General features: G+C 71.2%; 14 protein-coding genes and 2 pseudogenes. 6 read left to right on the forward strand and 10 right to left on the reverse strand.

All coding sequences use genetic code 11. The features are described from left to right. Positions 1 to 63 precede the first annotated feature (63 nt). From MQV74_RS31575 to MQV74_RS31615, 8 genes and pseudogenes are all read right to left on the reverse strand, one after another. On the reverse strand, positions 64 to 1,470 hold the full coding sequence (locus tag MQV74_RS31575; RefSeq protein ID WP_242725570.1) for a hypothetical protein: 1,407 nt from the start codon (positions 1,468 to 1,470) through the stop codon (positions 64 to 66). Between the two features lie 880 nt (positions 1,471 to 2,350). Further along, a pseudogene (locus MQV74_RS31580) lies at positions 2,351 to 3,111 on the reverse strand (transposase family protein). 1,332 nt (positions 3,112 to 4,443) lie between these two features. Continuing rightward, positions 4,444 to 4,950, reverse strand: coding sequence for an NUDIX domain-containing protein (locus MQV74_RS31590; protein ID WP_242725573.1), 507 nt, complete (start codon positions 4,948 to 4,950; stop codon positions 4,444 to 4,446). A gap of 33 nt (positions 4,951 to 4,983) precedes the next feature. Beyond that, a pseudogene (locus tag MQV74_RS31595) lies at positions 4,984 to 5,695 on the reverse strand (tetratricopeptide repeat protein); the annotation flags it as partial. A gap of 260 nt (positions 5,696 to 5,955) precedes the next feature. Continuing rightward, positions 5,956 to 6,375 carry a hypothetical protein gene (locus MQV74_RS31600; RefSeq protein ID WP_242725576.1) on the reverse strand — a complete coding sequence of 140 codons (420 nt, stop codon included), beginning with the start codon at positions 6,373 to 6,375 and terminating at the stop codon, positions 5,956 to 5,958. A gap of 45 nt (positions 6,376 to 6,420) precedes the next feature. Continuing rightward, on the reverse strand, positions 6,421 to 7,353 hold the full coding sequence (locus tag MQV74_RS31605) for a hypothetical protein (RefSeq protein WP_242725580.1): 933 nt from the start codon (positions 7,351 to 7,353) through the stop codon (positions 6,421 to 6,423). Between the two features lie 283 nt (positions 7,354 to 7,636). Next, positions 7,637 to 8,395, reverse strand: coding sequence for a hypothetical protein (locus MQV74_RS31610; RefSeq protein ID WP_242725583.1), 759 nt, complete (start codon positions 8,393 to 8,395; stop codon positions 7,637 to 7,639). A gap of 559 nt (positions 8,396 to 8,954) precedes the next feature. Continuing rightward, positions 8,955 to 10,124, reverse strand: a complete 1,170-nt coding sequence (locus tag MQV74_RS31615; RefSeq protein ID WP_242725586.1) for a magnesium and cobalt transport protein CorA — start codon at positions 10,122 to 10,124, stop codon at positions 8,955 to 8,957. A 533-nt stretch (positions 10,125 to 10,657) separates the two neighbouring features. On the opposite strand from MQV74_RS31615, the gene MQV74_RS31620 reads away from it, so the two are divergent. The 3 genes from MQV74_RS31620 to dmpI all read left to right on the forward strand — a co-directional run bounded on the left by MQV74_RS31620 (position 10,658) and on the right by dmpI (position 13,031). Beyond that, the gene (locus tag MQV74_RS31620) at positions 10,658 to 11,785 is read left to right on the forward strand and encodes a winged helix DNA-binding domain-containing protein (RefSeq protein ID WP_242725589.1); all 1,128 of its coding nucleotides are present in this window, start codon (positions 10,658 to 10,660) and stop codon (positions 11,783 to 11,785) included. Positions 11,786 to 11,829: 44 nt separating this feature from the next. Then, complete coding sequence (locus MQV74_RS31625; RefSeq protein ID WP_242725592.1) at positions 11,830 to 12,720, forward strand: LysR family transcriptional regulator; 891 nt, start codon at positions 11,830 to 11,832, stop codon at positions 12,718 to 12,720. A gap of 128 nt (positions 12,721 to 12,848) precedes the next feature. Then, complete coding sequence (dmpI, locus tag MQV74_RS31630; RefSeq protein WP_138962471.1) at positions 12,849 to 13,031, forward strand: 4-oxalocrotonate tautomerase DmpI; 183 nt, start codon at positions 12,849 to 12,851, stop codon at positions 13,029 to 13,031. A gap of 43 nt (positions 13,032 to 13,074) precedes the next feature. Here dmpI and MQV74_RS31635 read toward each other — a convergent pair whose 3' ends face one another. Further along, positions 13,075 to 13,914 (reverse strand): helix-turn-helix transcriptional regulator, encoded by an 840-nt coding sequence (locus MQV74_RS31635; RefSeq protein ID WP_242725595.1) that lies wholly within the window; start codon positions 13,912 to 13,914, stop codon positions 13,075 to 13,077. A 151-nt stretch (positions 13,915 to 14,065) separates the two neighbouring features. Here MQV74_RS31635 and MQV74_RS31640 point away from each other — a divergent pair, with 151 nt between their 5' ends. Beyond that, entirely contained in the window at positions 14,066 to 16,054 is a 1,989-nt protein-coding gene (locus MQV74_RS31640) for an AMP-binding protein (RefSeq protein ID WP_242729258.1), read from the forward strand. 92 nt (positions 16,055 to 16,146) lie between these two features. Then, positions 16,147 to 17,745, forward strand: coding sequence for an AMP-binding protein (locus MQV74_RS31645; RefSeq protein ID WP_242729259.1), 1,599 nt, complete (start codon positions 16,147 to 16,149; stop codon positions 17,743 to 17,745). Positions 17,746 to 17,836: 91 nt separating this feature from the next. Here MQV74_RS31645 and MQV74_RS31650 read toward each other — a convergent pair whose 3' ends face one another. Beyond that, positions 17,837 to 18,562: a hypothetical protein gene (locus tag MQV74_RS31650; protein WP_242725598.1), complete on the reverse strand. Its 726-nt coding sequence runs from the start codon at positions 18,560 to 18,562 to the stop codon at positions 17,837 to 17,839. 309 nt (positions 18,563 to 18,871) lie between these two features. Between MQV74_RS31650 and gcl the strand changes: the two genes are divergently transcribed. Further along, positions 18,872 to 20,650: a glyoxylate carboligase gene (gene gcl / locus MQV74_RS31655; protein WP_242729260.1), complete on the forward strand. Its 1,779-nt coding sequence runs from the start codon at positions 18,872 to 18,874 to the stop codon at positions 20,648 to 20,650.

The raw sequence follows: 20,650 nt of genomic DNA on the forward strand, positions 1-20,650 counted from the left end.
GAAGGAAGGAGCCCTGTAGTGAGACGTCCACGGCCAGAGGTTCTCGACGCACCCTCAGTTGGGTTACCCCGGGGTCCGGTTGCCGAGCGATGCACTCTTCGGTACGACGCGTATCGCGAGCGCAGTGCCGTCCGGCCGGAAGGAACTCGCACCCCAGTCGTCGATGTCGTCCGGCTCAGGCCAGTCCTTCCGCCGTTGATACGCGCGTCTGCGGTACTCCTCCACCTTGCCCTCCGCGAGCAGATCGTAGAGATCTGTAGCCATGCCGGAAAAGGCTTCAACGCGTGTTCCGTTGATACGGAAGACCTGGTCAGTGCCGACATATTGCTCCTTCGCGAAACGGACTTTCGCGTCGTGCACACTAGCGGTCCCGGCGAAGGCGGTTTCGCTGAAGTGCTTGCCTCCTTGCTCACCGATCAGATACTGGCCGACCGTCCCTCCGCCGCCGGCCAGTGAGAGCTGCCCGGCTGCGTGGGCCCGTGCGACCACCCGGCCGAACCAGGAGAATTCCTTCTCAGGGATCAAGAAGGCGTTGTGCCGTTCCGCGCCGCGTGTCGTCGGGATGGCCACGGAGTCCACGTACGGAAGAGCTCGACGCCCGATAGCCACATCGGCTGAACCCGCCCCGGAACTTGGCCGTACCGGGAGTTCGACACCACCTCTTGTGTGCAGGACGTGCACCGTCACACCGGCAGTCGCCAGGAACTCGGTCGAGGTCATGAGCGTGGGAGTCTCGTTTCGCTGCCCCAGATGGAGCCGCTCTACGCGCTCACTGCCGCGAGCCAGTTGTCTGTATGTGGTGCGGGAGCTTGCGGAGGTCTTCGGCTTCACAGCTTGGTGGTTGCCGTTTACGGTGACCACGAAGACTCGGGAAGCTGCCCCGGGGCGCCATACCTCCAGCAGAAAGTCCGGCCGCGGTCTCGCGCCGAGAGTCCCGGCCGGCTTGGCCCGCGCGAAGCCAGGAAGCAGGACAGTTTCCGCGTCGACGATGCTGACCAGGCAGTCCGGATACCGTTCGCGAAGCACCCGTTCCGCGACAGCGAGCCCGAACGCCCGGCCCAGCTCCCTCGCCTGCATGGCCCGATAGGACAGCTCGGGAGCCTTCCCCTCATCGGTGAGACGTAGACTCCCGTGCCGGTCGGCCGTGAAGGCCCGGCAGTATTTCAGCCCCTGCCAGTGCTCAGCCAGCCCTCTGCCTCGTCCCTGCCGGGCCAGGGTCGTCGCGCGCGCGAACGTCGCGAGCAGGTCCCACGGAGTTATGTGTAAAGGATCACGCTTGGCTCGGGGTAATGGACGCAGGTCCGGCGTGCGGGGGCCGTGACCCTCGTTCGTGGCCTTCTGCTTGGCTCGCTCGCGGTCGACGGCAGCCGCTGCCTTTTCCACCCCAGCAAAGAGCTCGGGTGACGAGTTGACCTGCACGGCCAGAAGGTCACCGAGCCGCCTGATCACGCCGAAAGCTGAGGAATCCATGCCATGGGACAGTAGGAACCGCAGATATCGACGACAAGAATGCGATTCAGGCCACAGAGGTGCGCGAGCGCATTTCAAAGCCACGTGGCGATCTTCGTGACGCGGCGGGGGTAACGCCGCTTCGTTTCCGCCGGGTGACCGCCGCGCCGGGCCCGTGTGGCAACGAGGTGCCGGACCGCGAGGTCATCACCGTGCTGATGAAGGGGCTGAGGGACCCGGACATCACCCCACAATCAGGAACGTCCCCGCTCGTGCGGACCGAGACAGGGCGTGATCCGCGTCAGCCTCTGTCGGTCTCCGCATGCGTCACGGAAGAACCCCAGGACCCCGTCCTTGCTTCGGCTCGGCCGTGGCACCAGCTCGATCAGTAGCTCCAACAGCTCGGGCGGCCAGTGGTAGGCGTCATCGTGGACCATTGGACATCCGCACCTTCCACGTCGAAGCCGTTTCGCAGGCCCCTTCGCCTGCGCCGGATCCGACGAACAGCGCATCCTTCAAATCTGATTGTGCAGCTCGCTTCTCAGCTCGGCCCCCGTTTCGCGCGATAGACGACGTCCGGCTCGCGCACGATGGTCGGCTAGTGAGGTCGGCCTGAAGTGCTGTGCTGGCACCGCAGACAGATAGCGGGTGCGAGTGCTCGGGCGGTGGTGCCGCCGCTCGACGTAAACTCAGTCACTTCCGCCTGGCGTCTGCTTCGACAGCGGTGAGTCGGCAATTTTCTCGACTAGGGATTACAGGTGGAAGTTGCTCCGAAGTAGCCACTCCCGGGCTGAGGCTGACCCTGCGTTGAGGTGGCATGGTTCAGACGCTCGGCGTCCTGGAGCCGACCCTTGGTGAATCTGAGGTGGGCGAGGCCATGCAGGGCATGACTGAGGGTTTTTCATCCTGACGCGGCCGCGAGGTGAAGGGCGAGGAGGGCCTTGACGATCGCGGTGATGCGGTTGGTGCTGCAGCGCGGCTTGCGCAGGAGGCGCCAGCCCTTGAGTGTGGCCATGGCCTGCTCGCCGGTGCAGCGGATCTTGGCGTGGGTGGTGTTGTGGCGTCGTTGCCACGCTTGAGGCGGCGCCCGTTGAACGGGACCCGGACGTTGCGGGCCGCCCCCTGACAGGCCTTATCGGTCCAGCACTTGAGGCCGGCGCTGGCAACGGCGTCGATGATGCCGTGCTCGCGTGCCGCCGTCAGGTCATGTGCCGCGCCGGGCAGCGCGGGCGAAGCCCACAGCAGCTGGCCGAACGGATCGGCCGGCACCTGAACGTTCATGCCGTGGTGCCGCTTCTTGCCGCAGCAGTAGGGCCGGTCGGCGGCGATCCGGTTGATCGGCAGCACGGTGCCGTCCAGGGTCACGTACGCCTTCGTACGAGCCGTCACCATCGCCTCGGCGAGCGTCGGTGAGAGCACGGCCAGAACGCCGATCGCCTCGCGGACGCAGCGGTACACGGTGGCGATCCCGATACCGAACCCGGCCGCGAGCTGCGCATACGTGTCGCCGCACCGCAGATGAGCCAGGGCGAGCAGGGCCTGGCGTCGGGGAGTCGGCCGCCGCCACCGACTGCCTGTCTCCCGGCGACGTGCCGCCAACTCCCGGCTCAGGTGGCGCAGGTGCGCGATGGACAGAGCGATGGCCGACGGGCAGACAAGCACACGGAGCTCCTGGAACGACGGTTGATCTTGGTCGACGACTCGTCCACCAGGAGCTTCGCCGTTCTGTAGATCCGTCCAACTCACAGTTGCTGTCGACAGGTTGGAAGAGCCTCACTGAACCCTGACGGACATAGCGCCCGGCAGGATCCCTGTGAGGGAGAGCTCGGGAACGGATGATGGCCATGAGATCTCGATTCCTAATACGGAGCTAGGCCCTCGTGCCAGCGACGGCCAGCTCCACGACCCGCACAAAGTTGAGCCAACAGGGGCCAGTTGACGCTGGCCGCCCTGCCGCGAACATCTTTACCAGCGAGGACAACAAGGGGTAGCCCTTCAGGCGAAAGATGAAGAACAGGCGCCCTGGTTCTTCGGAAAATGGAGCGTAAAGCCCAAATTGAAGAATTCGATCCTTGGGTAAACCGGCTGGTCAGGTGCCTTTCTCTGCCCCCTTGTGTCCACGGAGCCGTGGTGTAGTTAGCCCGCCGCAGACCATCATTTCCCTAGCGTCGGTGGAGTGTGAACAACACGCGGCGCATCAGGGCCTCTTGTGCCTCGACCCGGACCAGGACCCCTCGGCGGGGTGCTGTTGACGCAGCATCGCCGCAGCCGGGTGGCGGAGATGTCTCAGCCGCCCGGTACACCAGACACGCCGTAGGGGACGGCGAGCCTGTGGCCTCCCGAGCCCCCAAGGTGCATCCGAGCCTCACGGCGCGCGGTCGATGGTCATCCCGCGTCACTGGCGGGCGCCCCCTTGGGCGGCATGGCTCAGTGTTACGGATGCCCATGTCGGTACGAGGCTCTGTGAGCCGCTGCTTCGGCATGGGAGTGCGAGATGCTTCTCCGCGGCAAGCTCGGTGACAGCGTTCGGGCTCATCGAAGTCGTGGCGAGTCTTCGTATTTCGGCGGCCAGGGGCACTGAAACCCTTCTTGCGGCTGATCGGCGTGAGTCGTACATCCGCCGCGACAGCGGTGCCGCTGTCGAGGAGAGAGGCGACGAACGAGTCGATGTCCCGACCTTCGTATCCAGCGAACCAGGGCCCGGGAGGGCCCTTGGGTTCGCGGAAGCGCTCATCGAGGGAGATCTCAAGTGCCTCGGCGACCGCTCCGACGGTGAAGAAGCCCGGCTGGATCGCTCTCTCGCTCTCAAGCCGGGCCAGCGTTCCTACGGCGTGTCGGCTTCCTTGACGAGCCGCTCCCGCGACCACTCTCGGCCCTCCCGCAAGGCCCGCACACGAGGGGCGAGCGCGCGGGCATGGTCGTGAGGACGCGCTGAGTGATGGCCTGCCATGTGTCGTGGTCCTCAGGGGCGGTTGAGCGTGTTGCCCTCGCGTCTCACTGCCCCCAGCCGTTGAGGGAGACTTCCGAGCCTGCATCGAGGTAGCAGTGAAGCGCAACCGCGGTGGTGTCCACGAACTCCTCGGGGATGGCGTCAGCGTCGACCCAGCGGACCTGGGCGTGCTTGCGCGGCTCACGGTTCTCGGGCTCACCGGTCCACTCATGGGCGGCGAAGACGACGGTGAGGAAGCCGTTGGGCGCTTCGACGCCCCAGGCGCCGTGGATGATGTGGGCGACCTTGAGGGAATCGGGCTTCACGGTCAGGCCGGTTTCCTCGTAGAGCTCGCGGACTGCGGTTTCGGTGATGGGCTCGCCGGGTTCGCTCTTGCCGACGGGCAGGTCCCACATGCCCTGGGCGAACTTGGCAGTCTGGCTGCGCTGGAGGAGGACGACGCGATTGGTGCCCTTGTCGTGGACGATGACGGCGGCGACCAGCAGGGTCATGGATTCGAGGGCAGGCTTGAGGGCTTTGGGCTGCTGGTCGTCGGTGGTCGGCTGAGCCACGGTGGTCCCTTCGTCGGCCTGGTGGTGGGCATGTTAGGCGAGTGCTTCGCGTGAGCGGCGGGCGAGTTCGGCGGCTCCGGGTACTTTGCGCCGCTGATGGATCGCGAGGGTGGAGCGCAGCGATGTGATCGCTTTGCGGGTGCGGTCGGAGGTCATGCCCTCCATGAGCGTGAGGGCCTGCGACCAAGCGGCAACGGCCTCGTCGGCGCGGGCCTGGGCAGCGAGGCTGTCCCCCAGGTCGGCGTACGTGAGGGCGTGGACGCGCTTGTATTTCACGGGGTCCCAGCGGATCAGGGCGTCGCGGTGCTGTTGTTCGGTGCCGACGTGGTCGGCGAGGTCGGTCAGGGTGCGGGCGGTGTGGCTGGCCACGGTGTCGGCGGCTGGGCCGCTGACGCGGGAGTAGCTGGGTTGGGGGCCGTCGTCGCGGAGGAGTGCGTCTTCGGCGGCGAGCAGGGCTCGTGCCGCGGCGGACTTCTCGTTGGTGGCGGCGTAGGCGCGGGCGTGGGTGATGTGGAGCAGGGCCTCGGTTTGGCCGTCGATGTGGCCGACGCTCCGGCTGAGGGCGGCTTCGGCGAGGTCGATGCAGTGGTGGGGTTGCTTGAGGCTGAGGGCACTGGTGGGCGAGGGCGCGCATCATCCAGGCGGCGTGGCCATGGGAGTCGGCTTCACAGGCGAGTTGGTAGCCGACTTGGTAGTAGCGCTGGGCGGCGCCTTCCTGGCCGAAGTCGTGGTGCTTCCACCCGGCGCACTTCATACCGGAGGCTGGCAGGAAGGGGCGGGCAGCCGTCGATGCGTTGCGCGGGGTGGTTCCTGAGTACGTACCAGAGGGCCTCGCGAGCGTGTGAGGGGGAACGGGTGGCACAGCGCACGCTGCGCCACCCGTTTTGCTGCACCTGAGCGAGCTCGGGATTCACCAACTCGCCCACGAGAGGCACTGCTCGCTGATGACGCCGAGGCCGTGCGACGTCGTGCCGCGACCAACCCCGCCATCGCGGATCTTTCCGGTCACCGCGGGCAGCCCGATCCGCGGCACGATCTGCTTGGCCTGCATCGGCTTCGCGACGTCGGTAAGACCTCGATGATGTCCCGGTAGACATCCGGCAGCACCGCAGCCGACAGCCCCTGGCGCCAGTGCGGCACCGTGATCGCCCCGACCACCCGCACCCCGGGGTGCACCGGGTTCTCCGGCTCCGCGCCGCCGACCACCGGTGCGGTCGCTCCGGACCCGCCCAGATCCATGATCACCTCGGCCACCGTCTCCCGGGCGATCCGCGGCCGCGACCATGCCTCCCGCTCGTCCTCCAGACGGGCCGTCAGCCGGGCGAGCTCCGCTTTGAGCGCCTCCACCCGGGCCCGGGCCGCCGCCTCCCGCGCCTCCAACTCCCCGATCAACGACCCCATCAGCGTCGCCTCCTCCACCCACACGGTGGAGACCCGACCACGCCGCCGCCCCTCATGCGCAGTCGTACGTCAGCCCGCCCGCTCATAGGTAAGGAAGGTCTTCGGGTGGTTGCCGATCGTGCGTAGGCGCAGCGGGCCGTCCGAGGACTTCACGTCGAAGTCGTACTTGAGCTCCTCCGGCGGGCAGTTGACGGTCCTGGTGCCCTGATCGAGCTTGAAGTTGCTCATGGACAGGTCGTGCTGGCTGATGCCGGAGACAAAGGCGCTGCCCTTGCATCGCGGGCCGGTGCGGGACTCGATGACCACGCGTGCGCGTCTGCCCGGCTCGACTTGGTGGATGGTCAGCTGCTGGCTGCCGTCCGTGGCTCGCCACCGGCCCACGAACCAGGGGTGGATGGGCTTGTACTCCGTGGCCACCTCGGCGAATCCGGAGCCTTTGCGCCAGGTCAGCGTGGTGGTTTGCAGCATGCTGCGATGGACGAAGTCCACTCGGGCGCCACCGTCGCGGATGCGGACCTTCGGCCAGACGATGTGGTTTTTGGTCGGGTCGGTGGTCCAGGAGGAGAGGTCCCCGGTGGCGACGGCCGCGATCACCTCTTGCGGTTCTTCGCCGTCACTGCAGTACGCGCCGAAGCCGGCCGCGAGCCACACGGTGTCCCGGTACGCCTTCGCCCTGATGCCCTCGCACGGTTTGGTGCCGGTCTCATAGACCGTCTTCCAGGCGGACCAGGCGTCGTCAGAGGCGTGGCGATGCTGTGCCTCCAGGCCGCGGCGACTGAAGCGGAGGGACACCTGCCGGCCGTCGGACAGTTCGAGGACGGTGTGGTCGTCGTCGTCCTCGACGACCCGTGAATCGGGCTTGTCCTCGGGTTCGCGGTGGGACTTCGTGTGCTTCGCGCTGCTGCCGGACGGTCCCTTGTCCGATTGCTCGGCGCAGCCGCCGACGGCTGCGCCGAGCATCAGCACCGCTACCGCCCACGCCGCTGCGCTCTTCGTTCTCATGCCGTGTCAGCTCTCCTGTACGCCGTGCCGCGATGCCCGGGCCGGTGGGTGGCACGAACTCGGCGATGCTAGTCGGTGGGCGGCCCGCCCCGCTCGGCCCCCGGCACGGCGCGGCCCGGGCGGTTCCGTCACTCGTCGAGGACGGCGGCGACCGCACCCGGCCCGGGCCGTCGCCTGCCGCGCCTCCGACTCCCCGATCAACGACCACATCAGCGTCGCCTCCTCCGCCCACAAGGGAGAGACCCGACCACGCCGCCATCACCCACAACCACGATCTCCCAGCTCAAACCATCGGGGCCGTCCCCGGAAGAGAGCTACACCCGTCGTAGATCCCCCGTAGCCACGGTTCGAGGACGGCGGGCATCCGCGCCAGCGTGTACCGGAAGGCAGCGCCAGACGGCCGGAACGGCAGCCACGGGTGTGGCGGCAGCGGATCATCCCGTTCCACGCCTGTTGGCAGTCCGCCGACCGCCGGCAGGCGCGTGCGATGGGGCGGGAAAGCCAACTCGGCCCAGAGCGTGGCTTCGACGGGCACGGCCACACCGCCGCCGTGCTGCTGCCACATCTCGCCGGTCTGCGGATGGACCGGCACCAGCACCAGCTCGGTGGCGGGTTCACCACGTCCTGGTCCCGCCAGGTCCAGCCGCTTCACGCCTTCCCTTCCTGGCAGTAGCGCGATGAGGGCAGGGCCGAAGAGGTTGGCGACCGAACCGGACACCACCTCTACCGGGCAGCCCCTGGCAGCCGCCACTACGTGGGCGAGGGCCACGCCTGCCGGGATGTCCTGGTACTCGCTCAGGCGTTGCCCCAGCGCGCCGGTGGCCAGCAGCTCCGGCCAGTCCATGACGGGCCGCTCCGGCGGGCCGGGCTGCCGCACGATCGCCTGCGGGAGGAGTCGGACGACCTGCCAGCACCCGCAGTCGTCCATCCTTGTTCCAACGGGACGATCGCAGCTCAGGCAGGCGAGGTTCGGCCCGTCCCGTCCGTCGATGCCCATGCAGTAGCCCGCGGCCCGTTCGAGGATCAGTCTGGTGCCGCGCATGTCGCCGGGTGTGAGGAGGATGGTGTCCGACGGTCCGTCGGACAGGTTGCGGGACGGGGTGAAGCTCGCGCTGCCGCCTCCTGCGCTCCGAACTCTTCCCACGTCAGCCAGGGCGGACCGTGCGGCTCGGGGGCGACGGCCTACGTCCCTGCCTCCAGGAGGGGCGGGTGCAACCTCTCCCAATGGGTGTCGCGCAGGCGGACCGGCAATGCCACCTCCGACACTGCCGCCGTCAGCACCGCACCGCAACCCGCACAACCGAACACTGCCAAGCCGTCCCCTCCCGCCGTCGAAACCCCTGCATCGCACCAGGAAGGCGACCGGCAGGCAACGGGTTTTCGTCCGATGTCGAACGTCTCGCCAGCCACTCTCGGTAACGGCCAACGGCAAGTGCTCGACTGGAGCCGAGGCTCTCGACAGGTGTGGAAGAGCAGGTGGGGGAGGCGATTGCGCACTCCCCAGCGCAGCGCGTTTCTCCCCAGATTCTCCCCAGGGGGTCAGGAGTAACCCTAGCAAGCCTTCGCGTACGCGAAGTTGATCAACTGCTTGGAGTCCGCCACTACAGCCAGTCCCGCCGCTTGAAGATGAAGTACAGGCTCACGCACACCACACCCATCAGCCCGATCGCGAACGGATACCCGAAGGTCCAGCTCAGTTCCGGCATGGTGTCGAAGTTCATGCCGTAGATGGTGCCGACCAGGGTGGGGGCGAAGAGGATGGCGGCCCAGGAGGAGATCTTCTTGATCTCCTCGTTCTGTTCGAAGCCCGCTTCGGCCAGGGCTCGCATTTCTGCGTTCTGTTGTTGGGTGACCAGGGTGGCGTTCACGGTGAGGATGTCTGCCAGGGCCTGGCGGAAGCCGTCCACTCGTTCGCTGGTGTGGGTGACGTGGTCGGCGACGTCGCGGAGGTAGCGCTGGAGTTCCTCGTCGGTGCCGTACTTGGCGAAGCCTGCCATGAGGGCGTGGAGCATGCCGACCAGGGGGCGGGTGGCGCGCTGGAACTCGACCATTTCGCGGGCGAGTTCGTAGATGCGCCGGGAGACCTCGGGGGCGCCGCTGAAGACCTCGGTCTCGATCTCGTCGATGTCGTTCTGGACGCCCGCGACGACCGGCGCGTAGCCGTCGACCACCGCGTCCAGGATGGCGTACAGGACGGCCTCGGGTCCCAGGCGCAGGAGTTCGGGGTCGTCCTCCATGCGGTGGCGTACCGCGGACAGGTCGGGGGCGGCGCCGTGCCGGACGGTGATGAGGAAGTCGGGGCCGACGAAGACGTGCAGCTCGCCGAAGTCGACCTCCTCGGGGGCGTCGAGGTAGCGGGCGGCGCGCAGGACGACGAAGAGGGTGTCGCCGTACCGTTCCAGCTTCGGGCGCTGGTGGGCCTCCATGGCGTCTTCCACGGCGAGCTCGTGCAGGTCGAACTCGGCGGCCAGGGAGAGGAGTTCGGCCTCCGTGGGGCGGGCGAGGCCGATCCAGGCCATGCCGTCGGGGCGGGCGCGCAGCTCGCGGTAGGTCTCGGCGAGCGTGGTGGGCGAGGACACGCGGACGCCGTCGCGGTAGAGCGCGGCCTCCACCACACTGGGTGCCTGGGGCGCGGCGTGCTCGGGGCGACGGCGGGGCGGGTCGGCGGCCGGTGGTGTCGCGGGCCGCTCGGGCGTGCGGCGCTCCGCCGCGCGCCGCCAGGAGTGCTTGCGGGTCGACTGTGGGCGGTGTGCTCGTCGCTCCGGGGTCACCGGTAGCCCTTCCTGTCGCCGATACGGTCCTCACGCCTGCGGCCACGCCTGCGGCCACGCCTCCGGCCGCACCTCCGGCCGCGAGGACCCTGAGCAGGATATATGCGGCAGATGACGCGAGTGTGACCCCGGTGTGCGGCCGTTCCGGCCCCGGTGCACGGCTGTCCCGGCCCTGGTGTGCGGTCCCGTCCTGGCCCCGGTGCACGGCTGTCCCCGCCCTGGTGCACGGCTGTCCCGGCCTCGGTGTGCGGTCCCGTCCTGGTCCCGGTGCGCCGCCGTCCCAGCCCCGGTCCGTGGCCCCGTCCCGGCCCGGTGCACAGCCGCCCCGGCCCCCGTGCGCCCCCGTCCCCGCCCTCGGCGCGCCGCCGCCAGGGGCGGCACCCGGCTGCCGCCCCTGGCCGTGCCGCGCCTCAGCCCCAGTCCCTGGCCGTGGCGCCCCCGGCGCCCGGTCCGCGACGCGCTGCCGCCCCCGGCCGGCGCCGCTCGGCGTCTCGCGGACCGGATCTGTCCGCAACGCGCGTTAGCGTGCGCGCATGACGAAGACCCCGTCGGCCCCGGTGCTGAGCCGCCGCGCCCTGAACCGCGCCACCCTCGACCGGCAGCTCCTGCTGCGCCGGGTGCGGATGTCCGCCGCGGACGCCCTCACCCACCTCGTGGGCCTCCAGGCGCAGAACGTGAGGCCGCCGTACGCCGCGCTCGCCGCCCGCCTCGACGGCTTCGTCCCCGAGGAGCTCTCGGGCCTGATGAGCGACCGCGCGGCCGTGCGGGCCGTCACCATGCGCTCCACCGTGCACACCCTCACCGCCGACGACCTGCTCCTGCTGCGCCCGTTGACGCAGGCCGCGCTGGACCGGGAGCTGCGGTCGTTCCGCGGGGGCCTCGGCGGTGTCGACCTGGACCGGCTCGCCGCCGTCGCCCGCGCGTACGTCGAGGACGAGCCGCGCACGCCCGCCCAGCTCCGCGCCGAGCTGGCCCGCCACTGGCCACAGGCCGACGCGCAGTCGCTCGGCATCGCCGCCCGCGCCCTCCTGCCGCTGGTCCAGGTGACCCCGCGCGGCCTGTGGCGGCGCAGCGGCCGGGTCGCGCTCACCACGGCCGAGCACTGGCTGGGCCGCCCGCTCGTGGAGGGGGCCGCGCCCGACGCCGTCGTACCGCGCTACCTCGCGGCCTTCGGGCCCGCCTCCGTGCGGGACATGCAGGCCTGGATGGGCCTGACGCGGCTGCGGGACGCCTTCGAGCGGCTGCGGCCCGGACTGCGTACCTTCCGCGACGAGAACGGCGTCGAGCTCTTCGACCTGCCGGACGCGCCCCGGCCGGACCCCGACACCCCGGCGCCCCCGCGCTTCCTGCCCGAGTACGACAACGTCCTGCTGTCCCACGCCGACCGTTCCCGCGTCGACCCCGCCGGGTACAAGGCCCGCACCGTGAAGGTCAACCAGCCCTTCCGCGCCTTCCTGGTGGACGGGGTGCTCGCGGGCGTGTGGCGCCTGGACGAGGGCGGGGCGGGCGGCGGGCCGGTCACCGTCGTCGTCGAGCCGTTCGGGGCGCTGACGAAGGCGCAGCGCGCGGACGTCGAGGACGAGGCGGCCCGGACGGCGCGCGTCCTCGCCGAGGGCGCGTCCTCGTACGACGTGCGGTTCGGGGCCGTGGTCGACGGCTGAGCCCCCGGTCGGGGCGGGCGGGGCCGCTGCGTAGGGTTTCCGGCATGGAACTGCGGCAGCTGGGCTACTTCGTGACGGTCGCCGAGGAGCTGCACTTCGGGCGGGCCGCGGAGCGGCTGCACATCGTGCAGTCGGCGGTGAGCCAGCAAGTGCGGCGCCTGGAGCGGGAGCTCGGGGCCGAGCTGTTCGACCGCTCGCCGCGCCAGGTGCGGCTCACGGCCGCGGGGGAGCGGCTGCTGCCCGAGGCGCGGGCCGTCCTCGCCGCCGCCGAGCGGGCCCGGGCCGCGGTCGGCGCGAGCCCGCCCGGTCTGCGGCTCGGTACCTGTACGGGGCTCGGCGAACACCTGGAGCGCGTGCTCGCCCACTTCGCCGGGCGGGCGCCCGGGGTGCCGGTCGAGCTCGTGTCGACCGGCGCGGCGGAGCGGCTCGCGCGGGTCGCGGACGGGCGCCTCGACGCCGCCTTCGTCCGGGCCGCCGTACCCGTGCCCGGGGTGCGGGTCGTACCGCTGTGGCGCGACCCCCTGGTGGCGGTGGTACCGGCGGGGCACCCGGTGGCCGCGCGCGCCGAGGCCGCCCTGACCGACCTGGCGGAGGTGCCCCTCGCGCTCACCGCGCGCCGGGCCAACCCGGCCCTGGTCGACCTCGTCGTCGGCGCCTGTCACACGGCGGGGTTCACACCGGTGCGCGGGCCGGTCGGCGGCTCGCTCCAGGACAACCTCGCGACGATCGGCGCGGGGGCCGCGCCGCTGTGGACCGTCGTGTACGCCTCGCACGCGCGGCTGCTGCGCAACCCCCGGGTGGCCTTCGTGCCGTTCGCGGCGGAGCTCGCCCTGGAGACGGGGCTCGCGGTCCCGGAGGGGGCGCGGCGGGACGCGGCCCCGCTGGACGGGTTCCTCGCGGCGTGCGAGGCCGCGGCTCACGATCTCGGTTCGTGATCGCCGCGATCGCGGGCTGCTCCTTGGTCGCGGCGCGCGGGTGGGCTGAACTGGTGTCGTCCCGCAGGGGACACCGAGAGATCGGCTCACCGGGCCGGTAATTCCGGCCGTACGCAAGGGAGTTCAGCATGCCTACCGTCACCGTTCAGCAGGGTCCCCGGGACGTCGTGCTCAAGCGCGAGCTGGTGCGGCGGATCACGGACGCGTTCGTGGACGCGTACGCGATTCCGGCGGAGACCGTCACGGTGTGGATCGAGGAGTACGGGGCCGAGAGCTGGGGGGCGGCGGGCACGCTCACCGCCGACAAGTAGGCCCGGGGCCGCGCCCCTCGCGGACCGGCGGGGCGGCGGCGCGCTACGGCAGCAGCCCCGCCCGCCGTGCCGCCACCACCGCCTCCCACCGCGTGTGGGCGCCCAGCTTGCGCATGGCCGAGCGCAGATAGGCCTTCACCGTCTCGGGGCGCAGGCCCAGGCGCTCCGCGGCCGTGGCGTTGGTGGTGCCCAGGGCCACGCAGGTCAGGACGTCGAGTTCGCGCGGCGTCAGGGCGACGACGGGGGAGTCGCCCGGGGAGGTCAGCGTGGTGCAGACCGCGAGGAGCTCGCGGCGCAGGACGGGGTCGCAGGTGCGCGCGGCCAGCGCCCGCAGGGCGCCGTGCGCCTCCCGCACCCGCTCCCAGGCGGCCGGGCCCGGCCCGGCCGCCGTGTCCCGCGCCGCCGCCACGAGCGCGCGGGCCTCGTCGCGCACCACGAGGGCCTGTTCGACGTCGCGCGCGGCGGCCACGGCCGCGGCAAGGGCGCGGTCCCCCAGCGGCTGCGCCGTGCGCAGGGCGCCGTACAGCAGGCCGCGCACCCGGCGGCGCACCACGAGCGGCACCGCGAGCACCGAGCGCAGGCCCTCGGCCTCGACGGCGGCGTCGTACTCGTGGCTGATGTGCCGCGAGGAGCTGTAGTCGGTGACGGCGCACGGCCGGGCCAGGGCGAGGGCCTTGCCGCCGAGGCCGTTGCCCAGGCGGATGCCGAGACCGCGCAGGACGTGCGTGCCGGTGCCGCTGAGCTCCGCGATCCGCAGGTGCGGGGCGGCGGCAGGGGGCGTGTCGGTGAGTCCGCCGAACGCCACCGGAAGCCCGGTGGTGCGCCGCAGCCGCACCAGCGCGGCCCGTACGTCCCCCGCCTCACCCGCGCCCGCAGCCGTCACGCGCCCGCCCTTTCACCGCACCGCACCCCCGTCCGGGGGTAGTGAGACCCACATCACGAACTCCACGATGGTACGGATGCGGAGTCGGCCGGGGAACGGCCGCGCGCCGGCCGGGTGGACGGCGGGGACCTAGGGAGAGCGGGGCATGCCGATGACGGTGACGGAGACGGGGGGCGCCACGGAGACGTTCCGGGCGGCCCGGGACTTTCTGCTGCGCCACCGCGAGGACTACGCGGCCGCGTACGAGGGCTTCGCCTGGCCGCGCCCGGAGCGGTTCAACTGGGCGCTCGACTGGTTCGACGTCATCGCCGACGGCAACGACCGCACGGCCCTGCACATCGTCGAGGAGGACGGCTCCGAGGTCCGGCTGACCTTCGCCGAGCTGGCGCGGCGCTCCGCGCGGGCCGCCAACTGGCTGCGCGGGCTCGGCGTCACCGCCGGGGACCGCATCGTCGTCATGCTCGGCAACCAGGTCGAGCTGTGGGAGGTCGCGCTCGCCGCGATGAAGCTGCGCGCCGTGGTCATCCCGGCGACGCCGCTGCTCGGCGCGGCGGACCTGCGCGACCGGATCGAGCGCGGCCGGGCCCGGCACGTGGTGGTGCGGGCGGAGGACACCGCCAAGTTCGCGGACGTGCCCGGGGACTACACCCGGATCGTGGTCGGCCCCGCCGCGCCCACGCCCACGCCTGCCGCGCCCACGCCCGCCGCGCCCACACCCGGCGGGGCCACCACGCCCGCTGGGGCGGCCACGTCGGCCGGGGCAACCGTGCCCGCCGGGTCCGCCGTACCCACCACGGCCACTGAGCCCGCGGGGGCCGCCGCTCCGGCTACGGCCGCCGAGTCCGCGACGGCCGCCGAATCCGCGGGGCCCGCCGCGGCCACCGCGCCCGCTGGGGCGGCCACGTCGGCCGGGTCCGCCGTCCCCGCTACGGCCACTGAGCCCGCAGGGCCCGCCGTCCCCGCCGCGGCCCCCGCGCCCGGCTGGATCTCGTACGGCGGCGTCGACACCGCCCCCGACGCCTTCACCCCCGACGGCGTCACCCTCGCCACCGACCCGCTCATGCTCTACTTCACCTCCGGCACCACCGCCCGGCCCAAGCTCGTCGAGCACACTCATGTGTCGTACCCGGTCGGGCACTTGGCGACGATGTACTGGATCGGGCTCAAGCCCGGCGACGTGCATCTGAACATCGCCTCGCCCGGCTGGGCCAAGCACGCCTGGTCGAACCTGTTCGCACCGTGGAACGCGGAGGCGACCGTCTTCATCCACAACTACACGCGCTTCGACGCGGGCCGCCTGATGCGCGAGATGGACCGCGCGGGCGTCACCAGCTTCTGCGCCCCGCCCACCGTGTGGCGGATGCTCATCCAGGCCGACCTGACCCAGCTCAAGACCCCGCCGCGCGAGGTCGTGGCCGCGGGCGAGCCGCTGAACCCCGAGGTCATCGAGCGGGTGCGGAGCGACTGGGGGGTGACCATCCGCGACGGCTTCGGCCAGACGGAGACCGCCGTACAGGTCGCCAACACGCCCGGCCAGCCCCTCAAGCCCGGCTCCATGGGGCGCCCCACACCCGGCTTCCGCGTCGTGCTGCTCGACCCGGTGACCGGCGAGCCGGGCGCGGAGGAGGGCGAGGTCGCGCTCGACCTGTCCGCCGCGCCGGTGGGCCTGATGACGGGCTACCACGGCGACCCGGAGCGCACCGCCGAGGCCATGGCGGGCGGCTTCTACCGCACGGGTGACATCGGCGCGCGCGACGCCGACGGCCATCTGACGTACGTGGGCCGTTCCGACGACGTCTTCAAGGCGTCCGACTACAAGATCTCGCCCTTCGAGCTGGAGAGCGCGCTGCTCGAACACGAGGCGGTCGCGGAGGCCGCCGTCGTGCCCGCGCCCGACCCGGTGCGCCTCGCCGTGCCGAAGGCGTACGTGGTGCTCGCCGAGGGCTACGCGCCGGGGCCCGACACCGCCAAGGCGCTCTTCGCGCACTCGCGCGCCGTCCTCGCGCCCTACAAGCGCCTGCGCCGCCTGGAGTTCGGCGCGCTGCCCAAGACCGTGTCCGGCAAGATCCGCCGCATCGAGCTGCGCGAGGCCACGGCCCAGGGGTCCGACGCCGAGTACCGCGAGGAGGACTTCCGGTGAGCGCTTCCGCTCCGGACGGCGCCGCGGGAGCCGTCGAGCCGCCGCCCGCGCACGAGCCGCCGCCCGCGCACGAGCCGCCGCCCGCGCACGAGCTGTCGTACGCGCACGGCACCAGCCCCGTCCCGCTGCTCGGCGACACCATCGGGCAGAACCTCGACCGGGCCGTCGCCGCCTGGCCCGACCGGGAGGCGCTCGTCGACGTGCCGTCCGGGGCCCGCTGGACGTACGCCGAGTTCGGAGCGGCCGTCGAGCGCCTCGCGCGGGCCCTGATGGGGGCCGGGGTCGCGCAGGGCGACCGGGTCGGGATCTGGGCGGTGAACTGCGCCGAGTGGGTCCTCGTCCAGTACGCGAGCGCGCGCGTGGGCGCCATCATGGTGAACATCAACCCGGCCTACCGCTCCCACGAGTTGTCGTACGTCCTGAAGCAGGCGGGCATCGGCCTGCTCGTCGCCTCGCAGTCGCACAAGAGCAGTGACTACCGCGCGATGGTCGAGCAGGTCCGCCAGGAGTGTCCGGACCTGCGCCGGGTCGTCTACGTCGCGGACGGTTCGTGGGACGACCTGCTCGCCGCCGCCGACGCGGTCACGCCCGCGGAACTCGCGGCCCGCGAGACCGGGTTGACCTGCGACGACCCGGTGAACATCCAGTACACGTCGGGCACCACGGGCTTCCCCAAGGGGGCCACCCTCTCCCACCACAACATCCTCAACAACGGGTACTGGGTGGGCCGCGCCATCGGCTACAGCGAACAGGACCGCATCTGCGTGCCGGTGCCCTTCTACCACTGCTTCGGCATGGTCATGGGCAACCTCGCGGCCACCTCGCACGGGGCGTGCGTCGTCATCCCCGCGCCGTCCTTCGACCCGGTCTCCACCCTGCACGCCGTCGAGCGCGAGCGGTGCACGTCCCTGTACGGCGTGCCGACGATGTTCATCGCGGAGCTGAACCTCGCCGACTTCGCCACGTACGACCTGTCGTCGCTGAGGACCGGGATCATGGCCGGGTCGCCGTGCCCCGTCGAGGTGATGAAGCGGGTCGTCGCCGAGATGCACATGGAGCAGGTCTCCATCTGCTACGGCATGACCGAGACCTCGCCCGTGTCCACGCAGACCCGCATGGACGACGACCTGGAGCGGCGCACCGCCACCGTCGGCCGCGTCCTGCCGCACATCGAGGTCAAGGTCGTCGACCCGGCCACCGGCGTCACGCTGCCGCGCGGCAGCTCGGGCGAGCTGTGCACCCGCGGCTACAGCGTGATGCTCGGCTACTGGCGCGAGCCCGAGCGCACCGCCGACGTCATCGACTCCGGGCGCTGGATGCACACGGGCGACCTCGCGGTCATGCGGGACGACGGGTACGTCCGGATCGTGGGCCGCATCAAGGACATGATCATCCGCGGTGGCGAGAACATCTACCCGCGCGAGATCGAGGAGTTCCTCTACGCCCACCCGAAGATCGCGGACGTCCAGGTGGTCGGGGTGCCGGACGAGCGCTACGGAGAGGTGCCCCTGGCCTGCGTGATCCTCCACGAGGGCGTGGAGGGACTGACCCTCGACGAACTCCGCGGCTTCTGCGAGGGCCGCCTCGCCCACTACAAGGTCCCCGCGGCCCTCCGGATCCTGGACGCCTTCCCGATGACGGTCTCCGGAAAGGTGCGGAAGGTGGAGCTCAGGGAGCGCTTCGGAAACTGACGAACGGACGCCGGCGAAGCTCTCAGCCCGTCCGGCGTTCGAGGACGAGCCCGAAGGGCGAAAACCCCCGCGCCCCCTGCCCTGGAAGGGCCTAGGCTCCGCGGGTGGCCAGCTCGTCCGCCGCCCCGTTCAGCGCCACAGGCACCCCGTCCAGCTCGATGAGGAACAGCGGCACGCCGAGTTCCGCGGCGCGCTCGCACGCCTCGGGCGTGAAGTCGGACAGGGCGAAGCACACGCACGTGACCTCGTGGGTGAGCGCGGTGAGCCACGCGCACTCCAGGTCGCGCAGGGACGCGGGCCGCGCCGACGGCTCGACGTGCGCGAGGACGCCCCGCGCGGCGAGCCGTGCCCCGGACGGCGCGCGGCCGCCGGCGCCGGGCTCGGCGTCCCGCACGTCCGCGTAGCCGAGCCAGCGCAGGTACAGCGCGGCCGTGGTCACGGCGTCGCGCGCGCTGCGCACCGGGACGGGCCGGAACGCGGGCCGGGGCGCGGGCGGGGCCGCGGACAGCGGCGGCTTGGGCGGGGCGAGGTCGGGCCCCGCCGGTGACACGGCCTCCGTGCGGACCGGGATCCGCAGCACCGCCCCGCACGCGCAGCCGACTTCGGGCTGGGGCCAGTCCGCCGCGCGCCCGCAGGCCCGGCACCGCACGGTCACCCAGTCGTCCGCCCAGCTCCGCTCGGTGACGGGGGTGGCGGCGGCGCCGTACGCGACCGGCGGGACGACGGGAGCGCCGCAGGAACAGGGGAACGCGGGGGGAGCGTAGGCCTGCTCGTGACGGCAGACCGGGCAGTGCACCGGAACCCCGTCCGTCGTCATCTCCCTCACCGCCTCCCACCCGTCACCCGCCACCCGTGGCCGCATCAGCCTGGGCCCATGGTCTTACGGAACGCAACTACCCCGATACGCGATTTTGAGCTTCCGGCTGCTCCGGGACCGGCACTCCCTTGACGGTCCGGCCGCCCCGCCCTACATTGCTTCCACATAACAGAATCTCAATTCCGCAATGTGAAAGACCAGCCCACGGCCGCGAGGCCGGCCCACCGCAGGACCGGAATTCACAGCTCACCGCGGGGCGCGACGGGAGCCCGAATCCGCCAGCTGGAGCAGGAGAACCCCATGGCTCGTATGACCGCCGCCCGCGCGGCAGTTGAGATCCTCAAGCGCGAGGGCGTCACCGCCGCCTTCGGCGTGCCGGGTGCCGCGATCAACCCCTTCTACAAGGCGCTGAAGGAGGGCGGCGGCATCGACCACACGCTCGCCCGCCACGTGGAGGGCGCCTCACACATGGCTGAGGGCTACACCCGGACGAAGCCCGGCAACATCGGCGTCTGCATCGGCACGTCGGGCCCGGCGGGCACCGACATGATCACCGGCCTGTACTCGGCCATCGGTGACTCGATCCCGATCCTGTGCATCACGGGCCAGGCGCCCACCCACGTGATCCACAAAGAGGACTTCCAGGCCGTCGACATCGCGTCCATCGCCAAGCCGGTGACGAAGATGGCCGTGACGGTCCTGGAGGCCGCCCAGGTCCCCGGCGTCTTCCAGCAGGCGTTCCACCTGATGCGCTCCGGCCGCCCCGGGCCCGTCCTCATCGACCTGCCCATCGACGTCCAGCTCACCGAGATCGAGTTCGACCCGGAGACGTACGCGCCGCTGCCGGTCTACAAGCCCGCCGCGACCCGCGCCCAGATCGAGAAGGCCATCGGCTTCCTGCTGGAGTCGGAGCGGCCGCTGATCGTCGCGGGCGGCGGCATCATCAACGCCGACGCCTGCGACCTCCTCGTGGAGTTCGCCGAGCTGACGGGCACTCCGGTGATCCCCACCCTGATGGGCTGGGGCGCCATCCCGGACGACCACGAGCTCAACGCGGGCATGGTGGGCCTGCAGACCTCGCACCGCTACGGCAACGCCACCTTCCTGGAGTCGGACTTCGTCCTCGGCATCGGCAACCGCTGGGCCAACCGCCACACCGGCTACAAGCTGGACGTGTACCGCGAGGGCCGGACGTTCGTGCACGTCGACATCGAGCCCACCCAGATCGGCAAGATCTTCGCGCCGGACTACGGCATCGCCTCCGACGCCAGGGCCGCCCTCGCGCTCTTCGTCGAGGTCGCGCGCGAGCTGAAGGCGGCGGGCGGGCTGCCCGACCGCACCGACTGGATCGCCGCCGGGCAGGAGCGCAAGGCCACGCTCCTGCGCCGCACCCACTTCGACGACGTCCCGATCAAGCCGCAGCGCGTGTACGAGGAGATGAACAAGGCCTTCGGCCCCGAGACGCGGTACGTCTCCACGATCGGCCTCTCCCAGATCGCGGGCGCGCAGATGCTGCACGTCTACAAGCCCCGGCACTGGATCAACTGCGGCCAGGCGGGCCCGCTCGGCTGGACCATCCCGGCCGCGCTCGGCGTCGCGAAGGCCGACCCGGAGGGGCAGGTCGTCGCGCTCTCCGGCGACTACGACTTCCAGTTCCTCATCGAGGAGCTGGCGGTCGGTGCCCAGCACCGCATCCCGTACGTCCACGTCCTCGTGAACAACTCCTATCTGGGCCTGATCCGCCAGGCCCAGATCGGTCTGGACATCAACTTCCAGGTCAACCTGGAGTTCGAGAACGTCAACTCCCCGGAGCTCGGCGTCTACGGCGTCGACCACGTCAAGGTCGCCGAGGGCCTCGGCTGCAAGGCGATCCGCGTGACCGACCCCGGCGAGCTGGGCGCGGCCTTCGAGCAGGCCAAGAAGCTGGCCCAGGAGTTCCGGGTGCCGGTGGTCGTGGAGGCGATCCTGGAGCGGATCACGAACATCTCGATGAGCCGCACGGCCGACATCAGCGACGTGACCGAGTTCGAGGAGGTCGCCACCGAGGCCTGGCACGTCCCGAGCGCGATCAAGACGTTCAAGGCCTGA

Source organism: Streptomyces sp. AN091965, from assembly GCF_022698285.1.
Classification (GTDB): Bacteria; Actinomycetota; Actinomycetes; order Streptomycetales; family Streptomycetaceae; genus Streptomyces.